Source organism: Paraburkholderia phenazinium, assembly GCF_900100735.1.
In the GTDB taxonomy this organism is placed as follows: domain Bacteria; phylum Pseudomonadota; class Gammaproteobacteria; order Burkholderiales; family Burkholderiaceae; genus Paraburkholderia; species Paraburkholderia phenazinia.
The window spans coordinates 416,508-433,749 of record NZ_FNCJ01000002.1 but is presented as its reverse complement, the minus strand read 5'-3'; the positions used below and the strand labels follow the sequence as shown (position 1 = coordinate 433,749).

Annotated in this window: 15 protein-coding genes; 10 read left to right on the top strand and 5 right to left on the bottom strand. The window is 61.4% G+C overall.

Annotation, left to right across the window (positions count from 1 at the left end; translation table 11 throughout):
• Positions 1-2: 2 nt before the first annotated feature.
• The 10 genes from BLQ92_RS05760 to BLQ92_RS05715 all read left to right on the top strand — a co-directional run bounded on the left by BLQ92_RS05760 (position 3) and on the right by BLQ92_RS05715 (position 8,466).
• Positions 3-770, top strand: a complete 768-nt coding sequence (locus tag BLQ92_RS05760; protein ID WP_090682455.1) for a LamB/YcsF family protein — start codon at positions 3-5, stop codon at positions 768-770.
• A gap of 148 nt (positions 771-918) precedes the next feature.
• A complete protein-coding gene (locus BLQ92_RS05755; protein ID WP_090682453.1) occupies positions 919-1,677 on the top strand; it encodes an SDR family oxidoreductase in 759 nt (252 codons plus the stop codon).
• A 38-nt stretch (positions 1,678-1,715) separates the two neighbouring features.
• Complete coding sequence (locus tag BLQ92_RS05750; protein WP_090682452.1) at positions 1,716-2,726, top strand: 2-hydroxyacid dehydrogenase; 1,011 nt, start codon at positions 1,716-1,718, stop codon at positions 2,724-2,726.
• Positions 2,727-3,056: 330 nt separating this feature from the next.
• The gene (locus tag BLQ92_RS05745; protein ID WP_090682450.1) at positions 3,057-3,758 is read left to right on the top strand and encodes an amino acid ABC transporter permease; all 702 of its coding nucleotides are present in this window, start codon (positions 3,057-3,059) and stop codon (positions 3,756-3,758) included.
• A gap of 2 nt (positions 3,759-3,760) precedes the next feature.
• A complete protein-coding gene (locus BLQ92_RS05740) occupies positions 3,761-4,510 on the top strand; it encodes an amino acid ABC transporter permease (RefSeq protein ID WP_208449338.1) in 750 nt (249 codons plus the stop codon).
• A 27-nt stretch (positions 4,511-4,537) separates the two neighbouring features.
• On the top strand, positions 4,538-5,266 hold the full coding sequence (locus BLQ92_RS05735) for an amino acid ABC transporter ATP-binding protein (protein WP_090682448.1): 729 nt from the start codon (positions 4,538-4,540) through the stop codon (positions 5,264-5,266).
• Positions 5,267-5,353: 87 nt separating this feature from the next.
• Positions 5,354-6,202 (top strand): transporter substrate-binding domain-containing protein, encoded by an 849-nt coding sequence (locus BLQ92_RS05730; protein ID WP_175772134.1) that lies wholly within the window; start codon positions 5,354-5,356, stop codon positions 6,200-6,202.
• Positions 6,203-6,251: 49 nt separating this feature from the next.
• On the top strand, positions 6,252-6,734 hold the full coding sequence (locus tag BLQ92_RS05725; protein ID WP_244896622.1) for a gluconokinase: 483 nt from the start codon (positions 6,252-6,254) through the stop codon (positions 6,732-6,734).
• Positions 6,735-6,779: 45 nt separating this feature from the next.
• Positions 6,780-7,553, top strand: coding sequence for a glucose 1-dehydrogenase (locus tag BLQ92_RS05720; RefSeq protein ID WP_244106091.1), 774 nt, complete (start codon positions 6,780-6,782; stop codon positions 7,551-7,553).
• A 370-nt stretch (positions 7,554-7,923) separates the two neighbouring features.
• A complete protein-coding gene (locus tag BLQ92_RS05715) occupies positions 7,924-8,466 on the top strand; it encodes an AidA/PixA family protein (protein WP_090682443.1) in 543 nt (180 codons plus the stop codon).
• A 53-nt stretch (positions 8,467-8,519) separates the two neighbouring features.
• Here the strand turns inward: BLQ92_RS05715 and BLQ92_RS05710 are convergent, their stop codons facing one another.
• From BLQ92_RS05710 to BLQ92_RS05690, 5 genes are all read right to left on the bottom strand, one after another.
• On the bottom strand, positions 8,520-10,757 hold the full coding sequence (locus tag BLQ92_RS05710) for a TOMM precursor leader peptide-binding protein (RefSeq protein WP_090682441.1): 2,238 nt from the start codon (positions 10,755-10,757) through the stop codon (positions 8,520-8,522).
• Positions 10,758-10,868: 111 nt separating this feature from the next.
• Positions 10,869-11,222 (bottom strand): BMA_0021/BMA_0022 family TOMM bacteriocin, encoded by a 354-nt coding sequence (locus BLQ92_RS05705; RefSeq protein ID WP_090682440.1) that lies wholly within the window; start codon positions 11,220-11,222, stop codon positions 10,869-10,871.
• Position 11,223: 1 nt separating this feature from the next.
• A complete protein-coding gene (locus BLQ92_RS05700) occupies positions 11,224-11,589 on the bottom strand; it encodes a BMA_0021/BMA_0022 family TOMM bacteriocin (protein WP_090682438.1) in 366 nt (121 codons plus the stop codon).
• 34 nt (positions 11,590-11,623) lie between these two features.
• A complete protein-coding gene (locus tag BLQ92_RS05695; RefSeq protein WP_090682436.1) occupies positions 11,624-15,691 on the bottom strand; it encodes a TOMM system kinase/cyclase fusion protein in 4,068 nt (1,355 codons plus the stop codon).
• Positions 15,688-16,689, bottom strand: a complete 1,002-nt coding sequence (locus BLQ92_RS05690; protein ID WP_090682435.1) for an FHA domain-containing protein — start codon at positions 16,687-16,689, stop codon at positions 15,688-15,690. Before BLQ92_RS05690 ends, BLQ92_RS05695 begins: the two co-directional genes overlap by 4 nt.
• Positions 16,690-17,242 lie beyond the last annotated feature (553 nt).

Sequence of the window (17,242 nt, the reverse complement as noted above, 5' to 3'; positions counted from 1 at the left end):
TTGTGGAAATCGACCTTAACGCCGACCTTGGCGAGGGCTTTGGCCCCTACACCATGGGCGAAGACGAAGCGATGCTCGACATCGTCTCCTCCGCCAACATCGCATGCGGCTACCACGCGGGCGACCCGGTCATCATGGACAGGACGGTACGCATGGCGCTCGCCCGGCAGATCGAGATTGGCGCCCATGTCGGCTTTCCCGACCTGATGGGTTTCGGCCGGCGGCAAATTCAGGCCGATCCGCTGGAGCTGGCCAAGTACGTTCTGTACCAGATGGGCGCGCTGGCCGGTATCGCCAAGGCCGCGGGACACCACGTCACGCACATGAGCTTTCACGGTGCGCTCGGCAACATGGCCGCCGCGTCCTACGCGCTGGCCGAACCGCTGGTGCGGGCGGTAGCCGAGTTCGACCGCGACCTCGTGATCAGCGTCTCGACCAACACGGAAATCGAACGGGCCGCCGAGCGGGTGGGCATCCGCACCGCCAATACGTTCCTCGCGGACCGCGCATATGACGATCAGGGTGCGCTGGTGTCACGCAAGCTGGACGGCGCGGTGATCAAGGACCGGGCGGCGGTGCTGGCGCGCGTCAAGGAACTGCTCGAGGAAGGGACGATTACGACGATTGCGGGTAACAAGCTCAAGATCGCCGTCCAGTCAATCCTGCTGCACGGGGATACCCCCGGTGCGGTCGAACTCGCGCGCACCGTGCGCGGCGCGATCGAATCGGCGGGCGGACGAGTCGTGCCGATGTCGAAGCTGGTGCGTTGAGCATGGCGCCCGCCAGTCATAAGGCCGCCTTATCCCTACAGGCTCAATTCGTCTTGGCGCCAGATTTTCACGCCGTATACATTGAATATCGGGGTGCTCATACACCTCGAAGTGCGACATTTCACAGAACCAGAGACAGAGGTGATTCATGCCGTTTTCAGACTACAAGACCGCGCTGGTGACAGGTGCTTCGACCGGAATGGGCGCGGCAATTGTCGAGCGCTTCTGCCGCGAAGGGCTCGAGGTGCATGCCCTCGCCCGCAATGCCGAGCGTCTGAATGAGCTGGCCAGGCGCACCGGTTGCATTGCGCACGCGATCGATGTTTGCGATCTGGCAGCCGTGACGAAGCTGACGCAAGAAGTGCCGTTCGACATCGTCGTGAACAATGCCGGCGTCTCGCGCAAAGGCTCCATTCTGAATGCGGGTGTCGAAGATATCGACGTCCAGGTGGAAGTAAACCTGCAAGCGGTTCTGCATCTCGTGCGGCTGACCATGCCGGGCATGGTGGCGCGCGATCGCGGTCACATCGTCAATATCAGTTCGATTGCGGCGATCTACAACTTCAATGGCAATTCTATTTACCACGCCACCAAGGCAGGCATTCATGCGTTGTCGCGTCAGTTGCGGGTTGATGCTACCGGCAAGCGGGTGCGCGTAACCGAGATCTGTCCGGGGCGCGTCGCCACCGATATCTTTGGCCACGTGCACGGCGACATCGACGCGGCACGCAAGCAATTCATCGAGGGCTTCGAGCTGCCCCAACCCTCCGATATCGCCGACGCAATTGCCTTCGCGATTGCCGCGCCGCTAGCCGTCAACATCAGCAACATGGAAATCCTGCCAACGCTGCAGGTTCCCGGCGGACTGACAACGATCAAACGTGAGCCAGCGGATCACGACCAGTAAGCACCGGTTCGATCCGAATCCAACAAGGAGGTTTTCCCATGCGAGCATCGGTCCTGGTCACCCGTGCATCCTTTCCCGACATCGTTGACCGCTTGCGTGCCCATTTCGAAGTCACCGATAACCCCGAAGACACCCTCTGGACGCAGCCCGAACTCATTGCGCGGTTACAGGGCAAGACTGCAGCGGTGACAGCGGGCAGCGACCGGATCGACGCGACATTGCTCGACGCCTGCCCACAGCTCAAAGCAGTCTGCAATATCGGCGTGGGCTACAACAACATCGACGTCGAAGCCTGTACGTCCCGTGGCGTGCTGGTCACCAACACGCCCGACGTCCTCACCGACACTACCGCAGACTTCGGCTTCGCCTTGATGATGGCAACCGCGCGCCGCATCACAGAGTCGGAACGTTTCCTGCGCCGCGGCGAGTGGACCAAAACCGGACGCTACGACATGTTCGTCGGCGGTGACGTGCACGGCGCGACGCTGGGGATACTCGGCATGGGCCGTATCGGCCAGGCTATCGCCAGGCGCGGTGCGCTGGGTTTCGGCATGCAGGTGATCTATCACAACCGCTCGCCCCTCTCGCCCGCGGTCGAGGCAAGCAGTCGCGCGCGTTATGTCGACAAGGACACGCTGCTGCGCGAATCTGATCATCTGATCATCGTCGTGCCCTACTCGGCGAGTTCGCATCACGCCATCGGCGCGCAGGAGCTCAAGCAGATGAAGTCGTCTGCGACGCTCACCAATATCGCGCGCGGCGGCGTAGTCGACGATGCCGCCCTGGCAGTGGCGCTGGCCGAAGGCAGCATCGCGGCGGCGGGGCTCGATGTATTCGAGGGCGAGCCGGCCGTGCATCCCAGGCTACTCGGTTTGAGCAACGTGGTGTTGACTCCCCACATTGGCAGCGCTTCGGTCGCCACCCGGCGCGCGATGGCGGCGCTTTGTGTAGACAACCTGATTGCCGCGCTTGGCCTTGGCGCTACGCCCGGCAATCCGCCGACTCCCGTCAACCCGCAGGTGCTTAGGCGTTCGCCCACTGCCGCCTGAGCGCGCCTTGGAACCCCATTCTCAAGCTTGATCTGTGCCGCGCTCCTGCCTCGATGCAGGAGCGCATTTTAAAAAATGGCCGAAAACGAGCCAGATATTGGAGACAGAAACCATGCAAAGCCTCATCGAGAAAGCCGTCAACGATTCTTCACCGGTGTCATTCGTGAAACTTATTGGACCAGAAGAAAGGCGTCTGCAAACGCCAATTTTCGCGAGCTAGTATGAAATCAATGCGGGAGTCAACGGTGTCTTCCGCCTTGAAAACGATGTGACCGCTGATCAGGCGAGACAGGGAACATCGGTTCGAGCCGAACCATTGGGGCGTGCAATATGAAACTTCATTTTGACCTGGCAACCGTGCTGCAAGGCGACTACGGCGCGCTATTTCTACACGGGATCGAGCTCACCCTGGCGATGGCCGTGTTGGCATGGTTGCTGTCTTTGGTAGTAGGCATTCTGCTGACGCTGATCCGCATGACCAACAATCGCATCGCCACCGCCTTCGTGTCTGCGTTCGTTGCCTACCATCGCAATGTCCCGATGCTGGTCCAGATCCTGTTCTGGTACTTCGGGATTTCCAATGTGTTGCCGCAGGGACTGCAAACGCTTTTGAATGACTATAACGGCCAGTTCGTGTTTGCAGTGATCGCAATCGGACTGTGCAGCGCCGCCTACCTGTCCGAGGATATCCGCAGCGGACTACGTGCGATTCCCTACTGCCAGTATGAAGCGTCGCGGGCACTTGGGTTGAATTTCCTCAACGGCATGCGCTACGTCGTTCTGCCTCAGGCACTGCGCAATGCGATTCCGCCAATGGTCAATCACGCCGTCTTGCTGTTCAAGAATACGAGCCTCGCCATGGCGATCGGCGCTGCGGAGCTGACCTATGTCACCCGGCAGATCGAGAACGAAACGTTCCTCTCCTTTGAATCGTATTTTGTCGCCACGGTGGTTTACCTCTCCGTTTCTCTCGTCATCATGCTGGCGGGAGCCAGGCTCGCCACACACTACCGCATTCCTGGAGTGAAGTGACCATGTTCGAGATCTTGCGCGACAACTGGGCACTGTTGCTTATCGGGCAGTATCCGCATGGACCACTGGGCGGCATCGTCCTGACGATTCTGCTTTCGCTGGCCGCACTGCTGATCGCCTTCCCGCTCGGCATCCTGGTTGCGCTGGCGCGGGTGAGCCCGTTCCCGTTCCTGCGGGCGCCGGCCACCGGGCTCGTCTACATGGTGCGAGGCATCCCGCTGTTGATGGTGATTTTCTGGGTGTACTTTCTGGTTCCCGTGCTGACTGGCTATCCCGTCACCGGGTTCGTGACGATGTTGTGCGCATTGGTGGTTTATGACTCTGCCTATCTTGGGGAGATCATTCGTGCGGGCATCGAGGCGCTTCCGAAAGGTCAAGCCGAAGCGTCGCGCGCACTTGGCATGAGCTACCTGAGGACGATTCGCTCGGTGATTCTTCCGCAGGCGCTCTATAACGTCGTCCCGAGCATGGTCACGCAGTTCGTGTCGACAGTGAAGGAAACCTCGCTTGGTTACATCATCAACGTGCAGGAAATCTCGTTTGCGGCCGATCAGATCAACAACCGTCTGTTGACGAAGCCCTTTTCCGTGTACCTGATTCTCGCGCTGAGCTACTTCGTGCTGTGTTATGCGCTGACTCAGCTCGCGCAGTACCTGGAGCGTCGCGTGACGCGCAAACGTGCAGGCGGGGCTGCAAGCAATCGCGCGACAGCCGTTGCTCCTCTGGCCGACCCGCTCCCCACCGAGAACTAGGCGGTTCACTCCTTCCAAGGAATTCGCATGATCAAGTTTTCCAGCGTCAACAAATGGTACGGCGAATATCACGCGCTCGTGGACGTGAACGCCGAAGTGCGCAAAGGCGAAGTGGTCGTCGTATGCGGGCCGTCCGGATCCGGCAAATCGACGTTGATCCGCACCGTCAACCGGCTCGAGGAAATCGACCGGGGCCAGATATCCTTCGACGGTCAGAACATTCATGAGAAGAAGCTCAAGCTGAACGCTTACCGCAGCCGCATCGGATTTGTCTTTCAGCAGTTCAACCTGTTTCCGCACCTCTCGGTGATGGAGAACATCACGCTGTCGCCAATGCGGGTGAATGGTCTCAAACGTGCGGAGGCGGAACGCAAAGCGGCCGATCTTCTGGCGCGGGTCGGACTGTCTAACAAGGCCAACGCTTATCCTCCGCAACTGTCCGGCGGGCAGCAGCAGCGTGTCGCGATTGCCCGGGCGCTAGCGATGGATCCTCCCGCCATGCTGTTCGACGAGCCGACCAGCGCCCTCGACCCGGAGATGGTCGGTGAGGTACTGAACGTCATGAAGAGCCTCGCCCAGGAAGGGATGACGATGATGTGCGTGACCCATGAAATGGGTTTTGCACGCGAAGTCGCGGACCGCGTCTGGTTCATGGATGCCGGGCAGATCCTGGAGACGGCGGAGCCCGAGGAATTCTTTTTACGTCCCAAACATACGCGCGCGCAGAGATTCCTCTCGGACCTCCGTACGCATTGACGCAGCGCTTCTTGCGCTCACGAGTCGAGGTAAAGTTGCTGGACCATCGGATTGATTACTGCATTCATATACGTTAGGAGCATGACGATGCAAGGGAAGAAGATTGTTGCGGGGATGTTGGTCCTCGGTGGTGCCGCTGTCTGTTTTACGTCTGCTTACGCGGACCAACTGGCCGATATCAAGAGCCACGGCGAGTTGACCTGTGGTGTCTATTCGAACGTTGAGCCGTTTTCGTATCCGAATGCCCAGACGCGTCAGCTCGAAGGGATGGACGTCGACCTGTGTAACGCGATTGCCAGGCATATCGGTGTCAAGGCAAAGCTCGAGCCGCTTGCCGTCGAGGCACGCATTCCGCAGTTGAAGCTCGGCCGGGTCGATGTGGTGGTGGCTAACCTCGCCTATACAAAAACGCGGGCCAGCCAGATTGCGTTCAGCGACTCGTACTACTCGACCAAGGAAGTGCTCGTCGTCAAGAAAGCGGATGCGGCGAAGAAATTGACCGATTTCACGGGGCAGAAAATCAGTGCGGCGGACGGCTCGACCTCCGCGCAGTCCATTCCTCTGTCCATCAAGAATGGGCAGGCCGTGACGTTCCACGATACGAGCTCGGCATTCCTTGCTCTTGAGCAGGATAAGGTAAAGGGTTTCGTCACGAATCAGATGACAGCCACGAAAATCGCCAAGCAGGTGGACGGAACGGACGGCGCCGTCGCGATTGCTGCGGAGCCGATGCTGATCGAGCCGATCGCGGTGGGTCTGCGCCAGAACGAGCCGGCCATGCTCGATGCGGTCAACAAGGCCCTGGCGACGATGGAGCAAAGCGGCGAGATGAGCAACATCTTCAATAAGTGGCTTGGCCCGAAGACGGCATATGGTCTGGTGAGAACCGACAAGGTGACGCCGATCAGCCAGCTCAAGTTCACGCCGGTGTCTTGAGGAAGACACCACGGCTGAAGCGGGCAACACGATGCATAAGATAGTGGTAATGGGCGTCTCAGGCTGCGGCAAGACGACGCTCGCGCGCAAGCTTGTCAGGGTGTTGCAGGCGTCTTTTATCGAAGGAGATGACCATCACTCCGCCGAAAGTCGTGACAAGATGTGCAAGGGGATCGCGCTGTCCGACCGTGACCGCGAGCCGTGGCTGGATATTCTGGCGAACCGTCTTACCAGCGCACCCGGTGCGGCGGTACTCTCCTGCTCGGCTTTAAAGCGCAGCTACCGCGACCGGCTGCGCGGCCGGGTGAGCGGTGTGAAGTTCGTGTTTCTTGAGATTGCCTTACCGGAGGCTGTTGCCCGAGTGTCCGGACGGACCGATCATGAGTTTCCGGCCACGCTGGTTGCGGATCAATTCGACACCCTCGAGTCGCCCGTCGGCGAGGCTCATGTTCTTCATCTTTCGGCGATGTGGGATCACGAGGACAATGTGCGGGAGGTCATCCGATGGTTGAGTACGATCCACTGCAACTGATGATCGCTGCGTGTAATACAAACATACAGACGAAAGGGACTTGAGATGAATAACATCCTGGGCATGTTCGATCTTTCCGGACGCCGTGCATTGATCACGGGTTCAAGCACCGGCATCGGCTACGCGCTTGCGAAAGGACTCGCCGGCGCGGGCGCCGAAGTCATTCTGAATGCCCGTAGCGAAGCCCGGCTGACGGCGGCTGTCGAGCAGTTGCGCGCCGACGGCGCCACCGTGCACGCGGCCAGCTTCGATGTCACATCGGCGAGCGAGGTGGACGCGGCGATTGGGCGTATCGAAGAGGAGATCGGCGCGATCGACATTCTGGTCAATAACGCGGGGATGCAGCGCCGCGCGCCACTGGAACAGTTTTCTCAGGCACAGTGGCAAGAACTCATGAAGACGAATGTCGAAAGCGTGTTTCTGGTCGGGCAAGCGGTTGCGCGCCACATGATTGGCCGTCAGCGCGGCAAGATCATCAACATCTGCTCGGTTCAGAGTGAACTGGGGCGGCCGAATATCGCGGCCTACACCGCCAGCAAAGGGGCGGTGAAGATGCTGACCAAGGGCATGGCCATCGATTGGGGGCAGCACGGCATTCAGGTCAATGGCCTGGGTCCAGGGTACTTCAAAACGGAATTGACCGAGGCGCTCGTCAAAGACGAGGCCTTCAGTAACTGGTTGATCGGACGCACACCGTCCCGGCGCTGGGGCGATGTGGAAGACCTCGTCGGCGCGGCGGTATTTCTGGCGAGCAATGCTTCGAACTTCGTAAACGGCCATATCCTGTACGTTGATGGTGGCGTCACCGCGACGTTGTAGTTGCCAGCGAGTGCTCGAGTCGGAGCGGCCCCGATAGGAGTCGCGCCTGGACCGACCGTCTGAACAGGCGACCTCGCGCGATTCACGCCTTCCCTTCGCCCTTCGCAACATTCCCCCTTCGACTCAATTGAATTCTGGTTGTGCGGGTGCGAGTTACCGTGTTGCGGACAATTTTTAAATTTAACGCAAAGCACGCTGTAATTACGTGTAATCGACTCGAGCGCTCCTTCCCTCTACGCTGGTAACACTCTTTCGCGAGCCGTGAATTCTCTCACGGAGAAGCGTTGCTAGCTGGAAGAGGCGCGGGGACGCTACAGGCGTCGTCACTTAGCACATCATTTTTCAAGGTTAAAAGCCGAAAGGAATCGTCATGCCTGATATCAAGAGTACGTTCGAGATCGTCGATGTCCTGACCATCCTCGATGCAGAAACAATCCTGAAAAGTCAATCACCACTCAGTAGCGATTCAAACAAGCCGACTACGCTACTGAATAACGGCACTGGCACCGTCTATATGGTGACAACCAAGGGGAATGCCATCTCCGGCCAGGCTGGAAGCGAGTTGAATATCAGCGTCGATGCTGGCGATAACATTCGCTTTCGCACCCTTTCGCTTACCGACGCGGCGGACTACAAGTGCTTTATTCACCACACCAACGTCAGCAAAAACAAAGAGCTGCTGGTGCCGGACAACTTCACGTTCAACTGTCTCAACGTCGACGAGCCTTACCCCGCACCGGGCTGGCCAGCAAATGGAGTGAGCAGCGAGAAACGTGCAGATTACTTCTGGCAAACCACCGCAGAATCGGATGGTCAAGCAACCTATCAATTCGTCGTGGCCATTTATGACCGGCACTCGACGCTGAAGGGCTACGTTACCTGGGATCCGTACATCACTATCAAGGGCAACTGAGCCCATCTAAGCCGACGCGAGCGGGGTTGCCGCGATAAATGTTTGACCGCGGCTCAAAGAAACAGCAGCGCCTGATTCAACCCCGCTTCGCTTCGCGGCTCGTCGCACCACCCTAGCTGCACAGGAACCGAGTAGAGACGCTCGGCGCCAAAGCGCGGCCAGAAATGGCAAAGACCAGGCGCGATGACTTGCACCACAGGCAAGCTGATATCGGGCCGCGTCTTATCGACGACCAGCACGTCCATTCCGGCCGCGGCGATTCGCGCCACGCAGTGTTCGACCGCGGCCGTCAACGTACCGGCCTCGACTGGCTGCCACGTGGTGTTTTTCGTGCAGGGCATGTCGTTTGCCGGATACAGGAATCCGGTGCTTGCGAGCTTCGTGTGATCCCATGGCGGCGGCCCGTCAGCCGCGAGATTGAGCAACTGGTTGACTTCGGTCAGGGCCCGCTGCGTGGCGATGCGCGCATCCAGATGGCAACCGAAGCCGATCGAGAAGCGTCCGTCGGCCGTATTCTCGGCAAGCGCGACGACTGCTGGAACGGCCAGATCATGCGTGATATCAAGCGCCCAGAGACGCCAGCCGAGTGCTTCGTATTCACGCACGAGCGCGTCGAAATACAGGTCCGCGAAGCTCGCGAGATCGATTCCGGGTCGCGGTATCTGGTTGTACCACCAGATCGCGACTGCATCGCGCTCGATCAATTCGAGCAAGCCTTGCAGAATCGCTTCCTCGCGGGACGATCCCGCCGCGCAGCCATTGGGATTGTGGACGCATGGCACGGCATCTTGCGCGCTCTCAGGCGTTTCCGCATAGCAGTAGCTCATCGGCACGAGCCGGCGCGCGCCCGTGACGAGCGACCATGCGGGCGTCCAATCGATCACGTCACGTGGCGTGAAGCGCGGCGGCACCTGTTTTCGAATATCGCTGGTCAGCGCGTTGATGGCGTCGCGCTCGTCGAACTGACGTGCACTGAATTGCTGAAGCGCGTTGACATGGATCGGTGAAGCGTCGCATGCCGGAGCGGCGAGGAGGTCTTCCATACAGCCGCTCACACTCGCCTCGTCACCTTGATAAACGCTGCTGAAACGCTCGAGCGTTTCGCACAATGCACTCACACGGGCTTGAACGTCGGTGCGGCCCTTGCCGGAGCAGATCCTGTCGAAGCGATTGTCGCGCGGCACAGCGGCCGGACACACGAGAAATCCGGCCGCATAGACGTTGCGCAGGCCGGCGTGCCGCTTTGGCATGGGGTGCAGATAGGCGATCGCACCACTGACCGGTGATATCAAGTGCGCATAGCGCTCGAACACCTGTTGCGGGTCCGCACTGCGGTAGCCGCCGTCGTTGCGCCTGAGTGGCGTGCTATCCGTAAGCCGTGGCGCACGCGCCGCCTGCTCGCGCATCCATGCAGGATTGCCGCAGCACGGACATTGAGCTCGCCTCGACACACGGTGCTGCGCGGTGGTCAGCGTGTCGAGGCGCAGCGCGACGATATGGGTTCGCGCGCGTTCCGCAGCGGCGGGGTCGACGCTTATCCGCTCGACAGTGGCCGCAATGAGCGCCGCAGCGGCCGCTGCGCCGGCGCGCGAGACGGCCTGAGGCAGTCGCGTCGCGGCGCTGCCGTGATGCCGCGCAAGCAGCGCTTCGACAGGCCGGTTGAGACGAATCCAGTAGCGAACGCATTCGATGCAAGGCGCGTCGGCAAGCTCCGGATCGCCGGCCAACAGCGGGCCGATTAGCGGCTGGACACCGTTCGCGACTGCGATAAGCAGCGCCCCGCCGCGCAACGATACGCGTGCGGCGAGATCGGCGAGGTCGTCGCGATCATGGGAGTCGGCCAGCGCGACTGTCAACCCGGCGTCCGGCTCGATCCCGATGCCCGCTCTCGCGAGCGCGTGTCTCAGCGGAATATCGTCAGCTCCAAATGCTTCGACAGCGACGCGTTTGCCGGCAATTCGCTCGCAAGCGGCATCGCCATCGAGTCCAATGCGCTCGAAAAAGCCGCGCGCCGCATCGTCTTCGCAAGGCGAGTCGCTGCGCACGTAAGCTCGACGCACCAGATGATCGAGTCCCGCGAGCACCTGCCACTCTCCAAACGTGCCGGCAAGCGATGTCAGTGTCTCGGCGATCGTCATGCGCGCACGCAAGCAAGCGGCAATTTGCACAAAGATGGCGCCGGACAGCATCGTACGCTTGAATTCGTCGACGACGAACAGCCTCTCGGGACCCGCGTCGAGCACGAGCAAATGCGGCTTGAAGCGCAACACGCGGGAGAAATCGTCGAGCATCGTGGGATTCCATACAAGAAAACAGCAGGAAGAACAGTGCAGGCAGCGGCGCCGCCGGCCCACCCGAACTGGCGTGGGCCGCATTACCGCGCGTGGCTCAGGCGGACCGCATCAGCAGCATGTGAAGACGTAGTTCGACCCGGCGTCACTATAGGCCGCGAGCGCGACGGCCTCATCGCTGTGCGGGTCCGGCCGCTCCGGTATCCCGACCGTCATGGTGTTGAGCGGCAATTTCCAGGATTGGCTACTCTCATCCCATGCGCTCTCGTGGTCGTGTTCGACAATCTTGATCTCGAGAAGCCAAGGGCATCGGTAGTCGAAGTACCGGGCAAGCGCATCAGCAGGATGCTTCTTTAAATCGTCCTTGAACGTCTTGTTTTCCCACGAAAGCGCGATTGCGCGGAGATAGACCTGCTGAAACTCCAGCATTGATTCAAGCGTTGGGGTAGCGTTGTCGACTGCCATGTCAAACTCCCGGGCGGACGTGGTGGTCCATGAGGTAGATGTGGTTCGAGTTGTAGGAGGCCAGCGCGAGCGCGTACTGCTCTTTTTTCGCCGGTGCCGGGGGCAGGATCAGCGTGAACGTGTTGTTTTTCTGCGTGGTCCAGCCGCCGTTGATCTCAGGCGTCCATTTTGCCGAGGGGCTGTGCACCTTCAAGGCGATCTTAAACGGGTAGTCGTATCCGAAACGCTCCTTCAACGTTTCGACAGGGTGTGCCTCCAACTCTTTGAGGAACGCTTTATCGTGCCAGGCCGTAGCGATTGCCTTAATGATCACGGCTCGGTATTCGAGAAACTGCTCGTAGGTCGGGATACTAGTATTCTCAGTCATCGGCTTTCTCTCCTGAAAGAAGGAATGGGACCACTTACAGCAATGAATTCAACCTCTCTCCAGCACTCTTGACGATGCGGGACATGCCCGCCTTCGTCGCGATCTCGAAAGCGCGCCGGCAGGTCTGAAGCGCGGCGGCGCCGTTGCTGTGCGGATCGATCTCGCGCAGGTACTCGCACTTCTTCAGCAGCAGTTGCGCTTCGTAATAGCGCTCCCCAATCGAATCGCACAACGCCAGACACCGTTCGACTTGCGCGAGCGCCGCCTCATAATCGCCGCGTTCGGCATCGATCTCGGCGATCAGCGACGCGTAGTAAGTCAGACCGAGCATCCCGCCCGATTGCCGCAGCGCTCCAATATGCGCAACGGCGCCTGCGCGATCCGCTTCTGTCCATGCATGAATAATCGCTGCGTAGTGCTTGACCGCGTGCAATTGGTGAACTTGCGAAAGGCGCAGTGTGGCTGCCGACGTGGCACGGGCCGCATCGCGATCGCCGGCCCACTGCTGCGTGCGCGCGAGATACATCAGGGTGACGCCAAGGGTCGGTAAGTGGTCGAGGCAGGTCGCACAGTAGACGGCCTCGCGCCCCATCGCGAGCGCCGCTTGCGGATCGTCGTCGACGCACCAGAGAACACTCGCGAGCGACGCCATCGTCCAGGCGCGCGTATCGAGTCCCAGGATGCGCCGATGGTCCATGTCGCGCCGCGCGTCGTAGCCGGCGAGCGTCGCTTCGAACGCGGCGCGCGCGCGCGAGTAGTTGCCGTCGATCCACAGACTCATGCCGCGCATCGCATCGGCTGCGACCCGAACGCCGGCATCGCCGCAATCGGCGGCAAGCTCATCGAGCCGCACGCTGATCCGGTGCACGGTAGGGCGGTCGCCCGCGACGTGGTAGTAGGTCGAGAGCGTCCACAGCGCGCTGATGGCGAGTTTCTGGTCGCCGAGCGTCAGCACTAGCTGCAAGAGCCGCTCCGCGTGCTCGCGCACCCGCGGATCGGCCCATCCGAACCGCGCCATGGTCGCATGCGTCAAGGTTGAGTGAACGCGTGCGCTGTCGTACTCGCGCTCCGCATAGTCGGCCTTGACGAGCCAGTCGGAGGCGGACTGCGCGTAACGGATCGAGTCGTCGTAGAGGGAGCGGTCGAGCGCGCGCCGCGCCGCCTCGATGCCGTGGCCGATAGCCTCGGCGAAGACGCCCGCGTATGCGAAGTGCTGAGCGACGCTGAAGGGTTGCGCACCGGTACCAAGATCGGTTTTCATGGCTAACGCGCGGGCTACCCGCGTATGGTTGCTGCGCCGCACAGCAGGCAGCATGGATTCATAGGCCGCGTCGCGAATCAATGCGTGGCGGAACGTATAGAACACGCGGTCGAGCCGATGCCGCGCGTAGACAATCCGCGCTTCGACCAGAAGCTGTAGATGGGCGTCGAGTGTGCTTCGATTGTGCAGCGACGCGTCGGCAAGCAACTGCGCATCCACTTCGAGCCCGATCGTCGCGGCGAGCTGTGCGGTGTCGCGCGCGTCGTCGATCCGCTCGAACACGAGGCCCAGCAGACTGCCGAGACTGACTGGAAGCGGATGCGGGTCGGTTGCCCGAAGTCCGGATAGCAGGCCGTCCGGCTCGGTGGTCGCGCCGCTCGAGACGAGCTCGCGGACGATTTCCTCGATGAATAGCGGGATTCCCGCCGTGCGCTCGGCGAGCAGGCTAAGCGAAGCCGGATCGAGCGACTCCTGCTCGAACAGTGCCGAGACGAGGCGCTGCGCGTCGTTGCGCGAAAGGCGGCGCAGCACGAGGCGCTCGGTGGTGGCACGCCAGCGATCGAGGTTCTCGGGGCGCGACGTGAGCACGATGCATACCGTGCGCGCCCGCGGCGAGCCTCGCAGCGACCCGAGAAAGTCCTGGGTTGAGCGGTCGATCCATTGCACGTCGTCGACGACGAGCAGGATCGGGGCGCCGTTGCCAAGCGATATGACTAGTTGCTCCAGCACGTCGAACAGCGCGTGTTGTTCGCGTGCACTCGACCATAGGAACCCGCCCGCATCGCACGGCAGCCCTAACCATGTGGCGAGCGCCGCGCGTGCCGCCACGTGATCGCACGCCAACGGCGCGATCATTCTGTCGATCGCCGCCAGTGCGAGATCGACCGGGCCGTCGGCCTCGATGCGCCAATGAGCGCTGATGAAGCGCAGTATGGGGAACAGCGCATGATTCGCCCGCTCGGGTAAACAGGCGCAATACGCGAACGCGTGACCTTGCGTCTGGACCGCTTCACAGAGTTCATAGACGAGCCGCGACTTGCCGATTCCGGCCTCGCCGACGACGAGCTTCGACATGCCGGGCGGAGCGCTCTCGCCAGCCCTCTCGCGCCGATGTTGTGCGAGGGTCGTTTGCCAGGCGCGCAGCAGCGCATCGAGTTCGCGTTCGCGACCGAGCATCGGCGCCGTCACGCTCTCGTCGAGCGAGTCGAATGGAATGTTGCTACGGCGCTCGCCGAGCAGTTCATGGACGGGCTGCGGGACGAGGCCCGCCCGAGGCAGCCGTAGCGCGGTCGGCCGATAGTCGGCGTGGCGCTCGAGCGCGAGGCGGGCGTCGTCGCTTATCAGGATCTGGCCTGGCGTCGCGAGGCGCAGCAGTCTGGAGGTGGCGGCGGGCGTCGACACGCCTGACATCAGCGACGCGTGAGCCAGAACCTGCCCAACGTGAATCGCCGCAGCGACCTCGACGCGCCAGCTTTCGCCGGACGGCCGTGCGCCCGACGCCGGCGGAGCTGCCAGCCGGGTGCGCGCGGCTTCCCTCACCATGTCGAGCGCCGCCCGCGCCGCGCGGCGCGCCGGCCGGTCGATCTCGCTTTGCAAACCGAAATAGAGCAGCACTGTGTCGCCGAGTCGTCCGCCGACCTGCGCGCCGTAGCCTACGGCGAGATCGGTGCACTTCGTCAGCCATTGCTCCTCGTAGCCGTCGAGCCTGTCCCGGTAGTCGGCGTCGGCATATCGCTGCCTGCCATCTCCGGCGATCGTCACGCAGCAGCACAGCGTAGTGATCTGCCGGTATTCTCCGGCCGTGCCGGCGGTCTCGGCACGCGGCGCGCGGGTGCCCGGGCGAATTCGCAGGCCGGTTTGGCGGGAGTCGAACTCGCCGACGAGCGCGGCGAAGTGCAGCGTGCGAAATTGCGCCGCCAGTTCCTCGGCCGAGGCGGCCCGCTGCTCCGGGTTCTTGCTCAGCGCGCGGCGCAGGACCGAGCCGAGCGGGTGCGCGGCGATCGACGCGGGCAGCGCGATGTCGACGGGGCTGAGCTGCTGATAAAGGATGTCGGCCACGCTTGCGCCTTGCATGACGGCACGACCCGTCAGGCATTCGATCACCAGCAGTCCCCACGTGTACAGATCGCTTTTGAGCGTCGGCGCCTCGTTGCGTAACTGCTCGGGAGAGCAATATTGGGGCGTGCCGAGCACTTCGGTCGCCTGCGTCGAGTCGTGACCTTCGATGCGCTCCGTATCCGGCAGCAGCGCACCAATGCCGAAATCGAGAATCTTCGCGTGCGGCCCATCATCCGCCATCGTGATCAGGATGTTCTGCGGGTTGAGATCTCGGTGGACGACGCCGCGCCGATGCACGGCCCCGAGCGCGTCGAGCACCTCGGTCATCAGCCGCCCGGTGTCGACGGCCGACAGCGTCCCCTCGGCAGCCAGCCAGTCACGCAGGGTTCGGCCCTGCACGAATTCGAATACGGCAAACAGGCGCCCGTCAGGCGCTTCGCCCTGATCGAGCAACGCCACGACGTGCGGGTGCTGCAGCCCCTCGCACAGATGCGTTTCGCGCCGAAAGCGCGCACGCTGGCGCGCGCGCTCCGCCGAGGTCTTCGTAACGTCATCGCGGATCAGCTTGATCGCGACGTCCTGCCCCGTGTCGCTACAGATCGCACGAAAGACCACACCGTTGCCGCCCTCGCCCAATCTCGGGCCGAGGCGGTAGCGCCACTTGCCGGCAAGCTCGACGAACGGCACGGCGCTGCCCGCCGGCGAACTGAGATCTCGCGGCTCCGGCGTGTGCGGTGGGTTGCTGTATGTGGGTGGCAACACGGGCGCTTCCCTGACGTTCATGCGGGTTGCAAGACCAGGTTTGGCGTCAGGCCGTACACGTCGATGTACTGCAGCACGCTCGACACCGATTGACACTCGAGCTGCTCGCCGCGAAAGATGCGAAACGGAAAGTTTCCGAAGCGAACGCTGCCGCGCCGGCGTTCGACGAGCTGGCTGGCGTCGAGTCCGGGGAGCGCGGCGAATTGGGCCCGTGCGCGGTGAATCTGCACATTGACATGGGATGGATCGATGCCGAGCATGCGCGCCAGTTCGTCGAGTTCGAGCCAGCCTTGTGAGGCGGTTTCGTAGCCCGCCTGCATGTCGAAGGAACGGGCTCGCGCGAGCGTGACGAGGCTGTAGTGATGGGCGCGCTCGCCGAGATCGACCGTGCCGCCGCGTATATACAGCAGCGCACGCACGTGCTCTTCGTTCTGGCTAACCAGGAAGTCGAGCCGCTGCGTCGGCGCCCCCAAAGCGGCGGGCAATGCAAGCACGGTCGTCGAACTGCTGCGCACCAGCGCGAGGCGCCAGGCGGCGTCTCCCGCGGATACTTCGTCGCCATGATGCAGGATGCGCGGCGGCGATGTGTCGTCGCAGAGCCATTCGCCATCGGGTGATCTAAAGATTGTGATCGACGGGGTGGTGTTCGCGGGCAGTACCTGGCTCGCTTCGAGCACGATCGGCCGCACTGGGCCGCATATCGGCCAGAGCGTATCGGCCGGGTCATCGAGCGTATCGACACGCCATGGGGCGACGCCCAGCTTGCCGAAGCGAATCACATCGCCTTGTTTCAGGACCGCGCGCTCGCCATTGCGCAGCAGCGTGCCTGATACCGACGTGCCGTTGCTGCTGTGGTCGTAAAGCTCCCACTGTCCGCCGATCCAGCAGATATGGGCATGAACCCGGGAGACCGATGCATCGCGAATGACGGTTTCGCAGCGTGCGGCGTCGCGACCGAACACGTGGTACTCGTGCAGCAGACACGCTTCTCCGGAAGCCTCGTTCTTCAGTGTTGCCATGGCCGCCCCACTATGGATTCGCCCGGCGCTCGACCGAGATCGACGCGACCGCGCGGACGATTGGTTCGACGCCGCGAACCATCGTGGAATGTTTGTGTCCCCGCTTTCGATTTCTGTCGCTTATTTTTTAAATCACTGTTTAGTCGATATGCATTTTTTTGCCAACCCATATCGCCATGCGCTTTATTATTTTACTAAATCACCGTGAAAAAATTCTGCCAAAGTTTTATTTATACCGCAACCTGAAAAACGCACTCATTACGCATAACTATTTGAATATTTGACGTTTTTTAACGATTAATCGACATGGAAATGCTAATGGAATATTTTCGCTTTTTATAATCCAACCTGCCACCAATCACTTCCTCGCTCTGACACTAAAATTTCACCCCACTATTCTGGCGGCGCTTTGACAAACCTGAATAGGGGTTACGCAAGCGCCGATGCAGCAGCGGGTTTATCATCGCAGCAGATAAGCGTATCGAATTTGCTTGGTTGCTCTCGCCCGTATGGGCCGGTAGATTGGCCCTATCGCGCCGCGACCGGCGCTTCC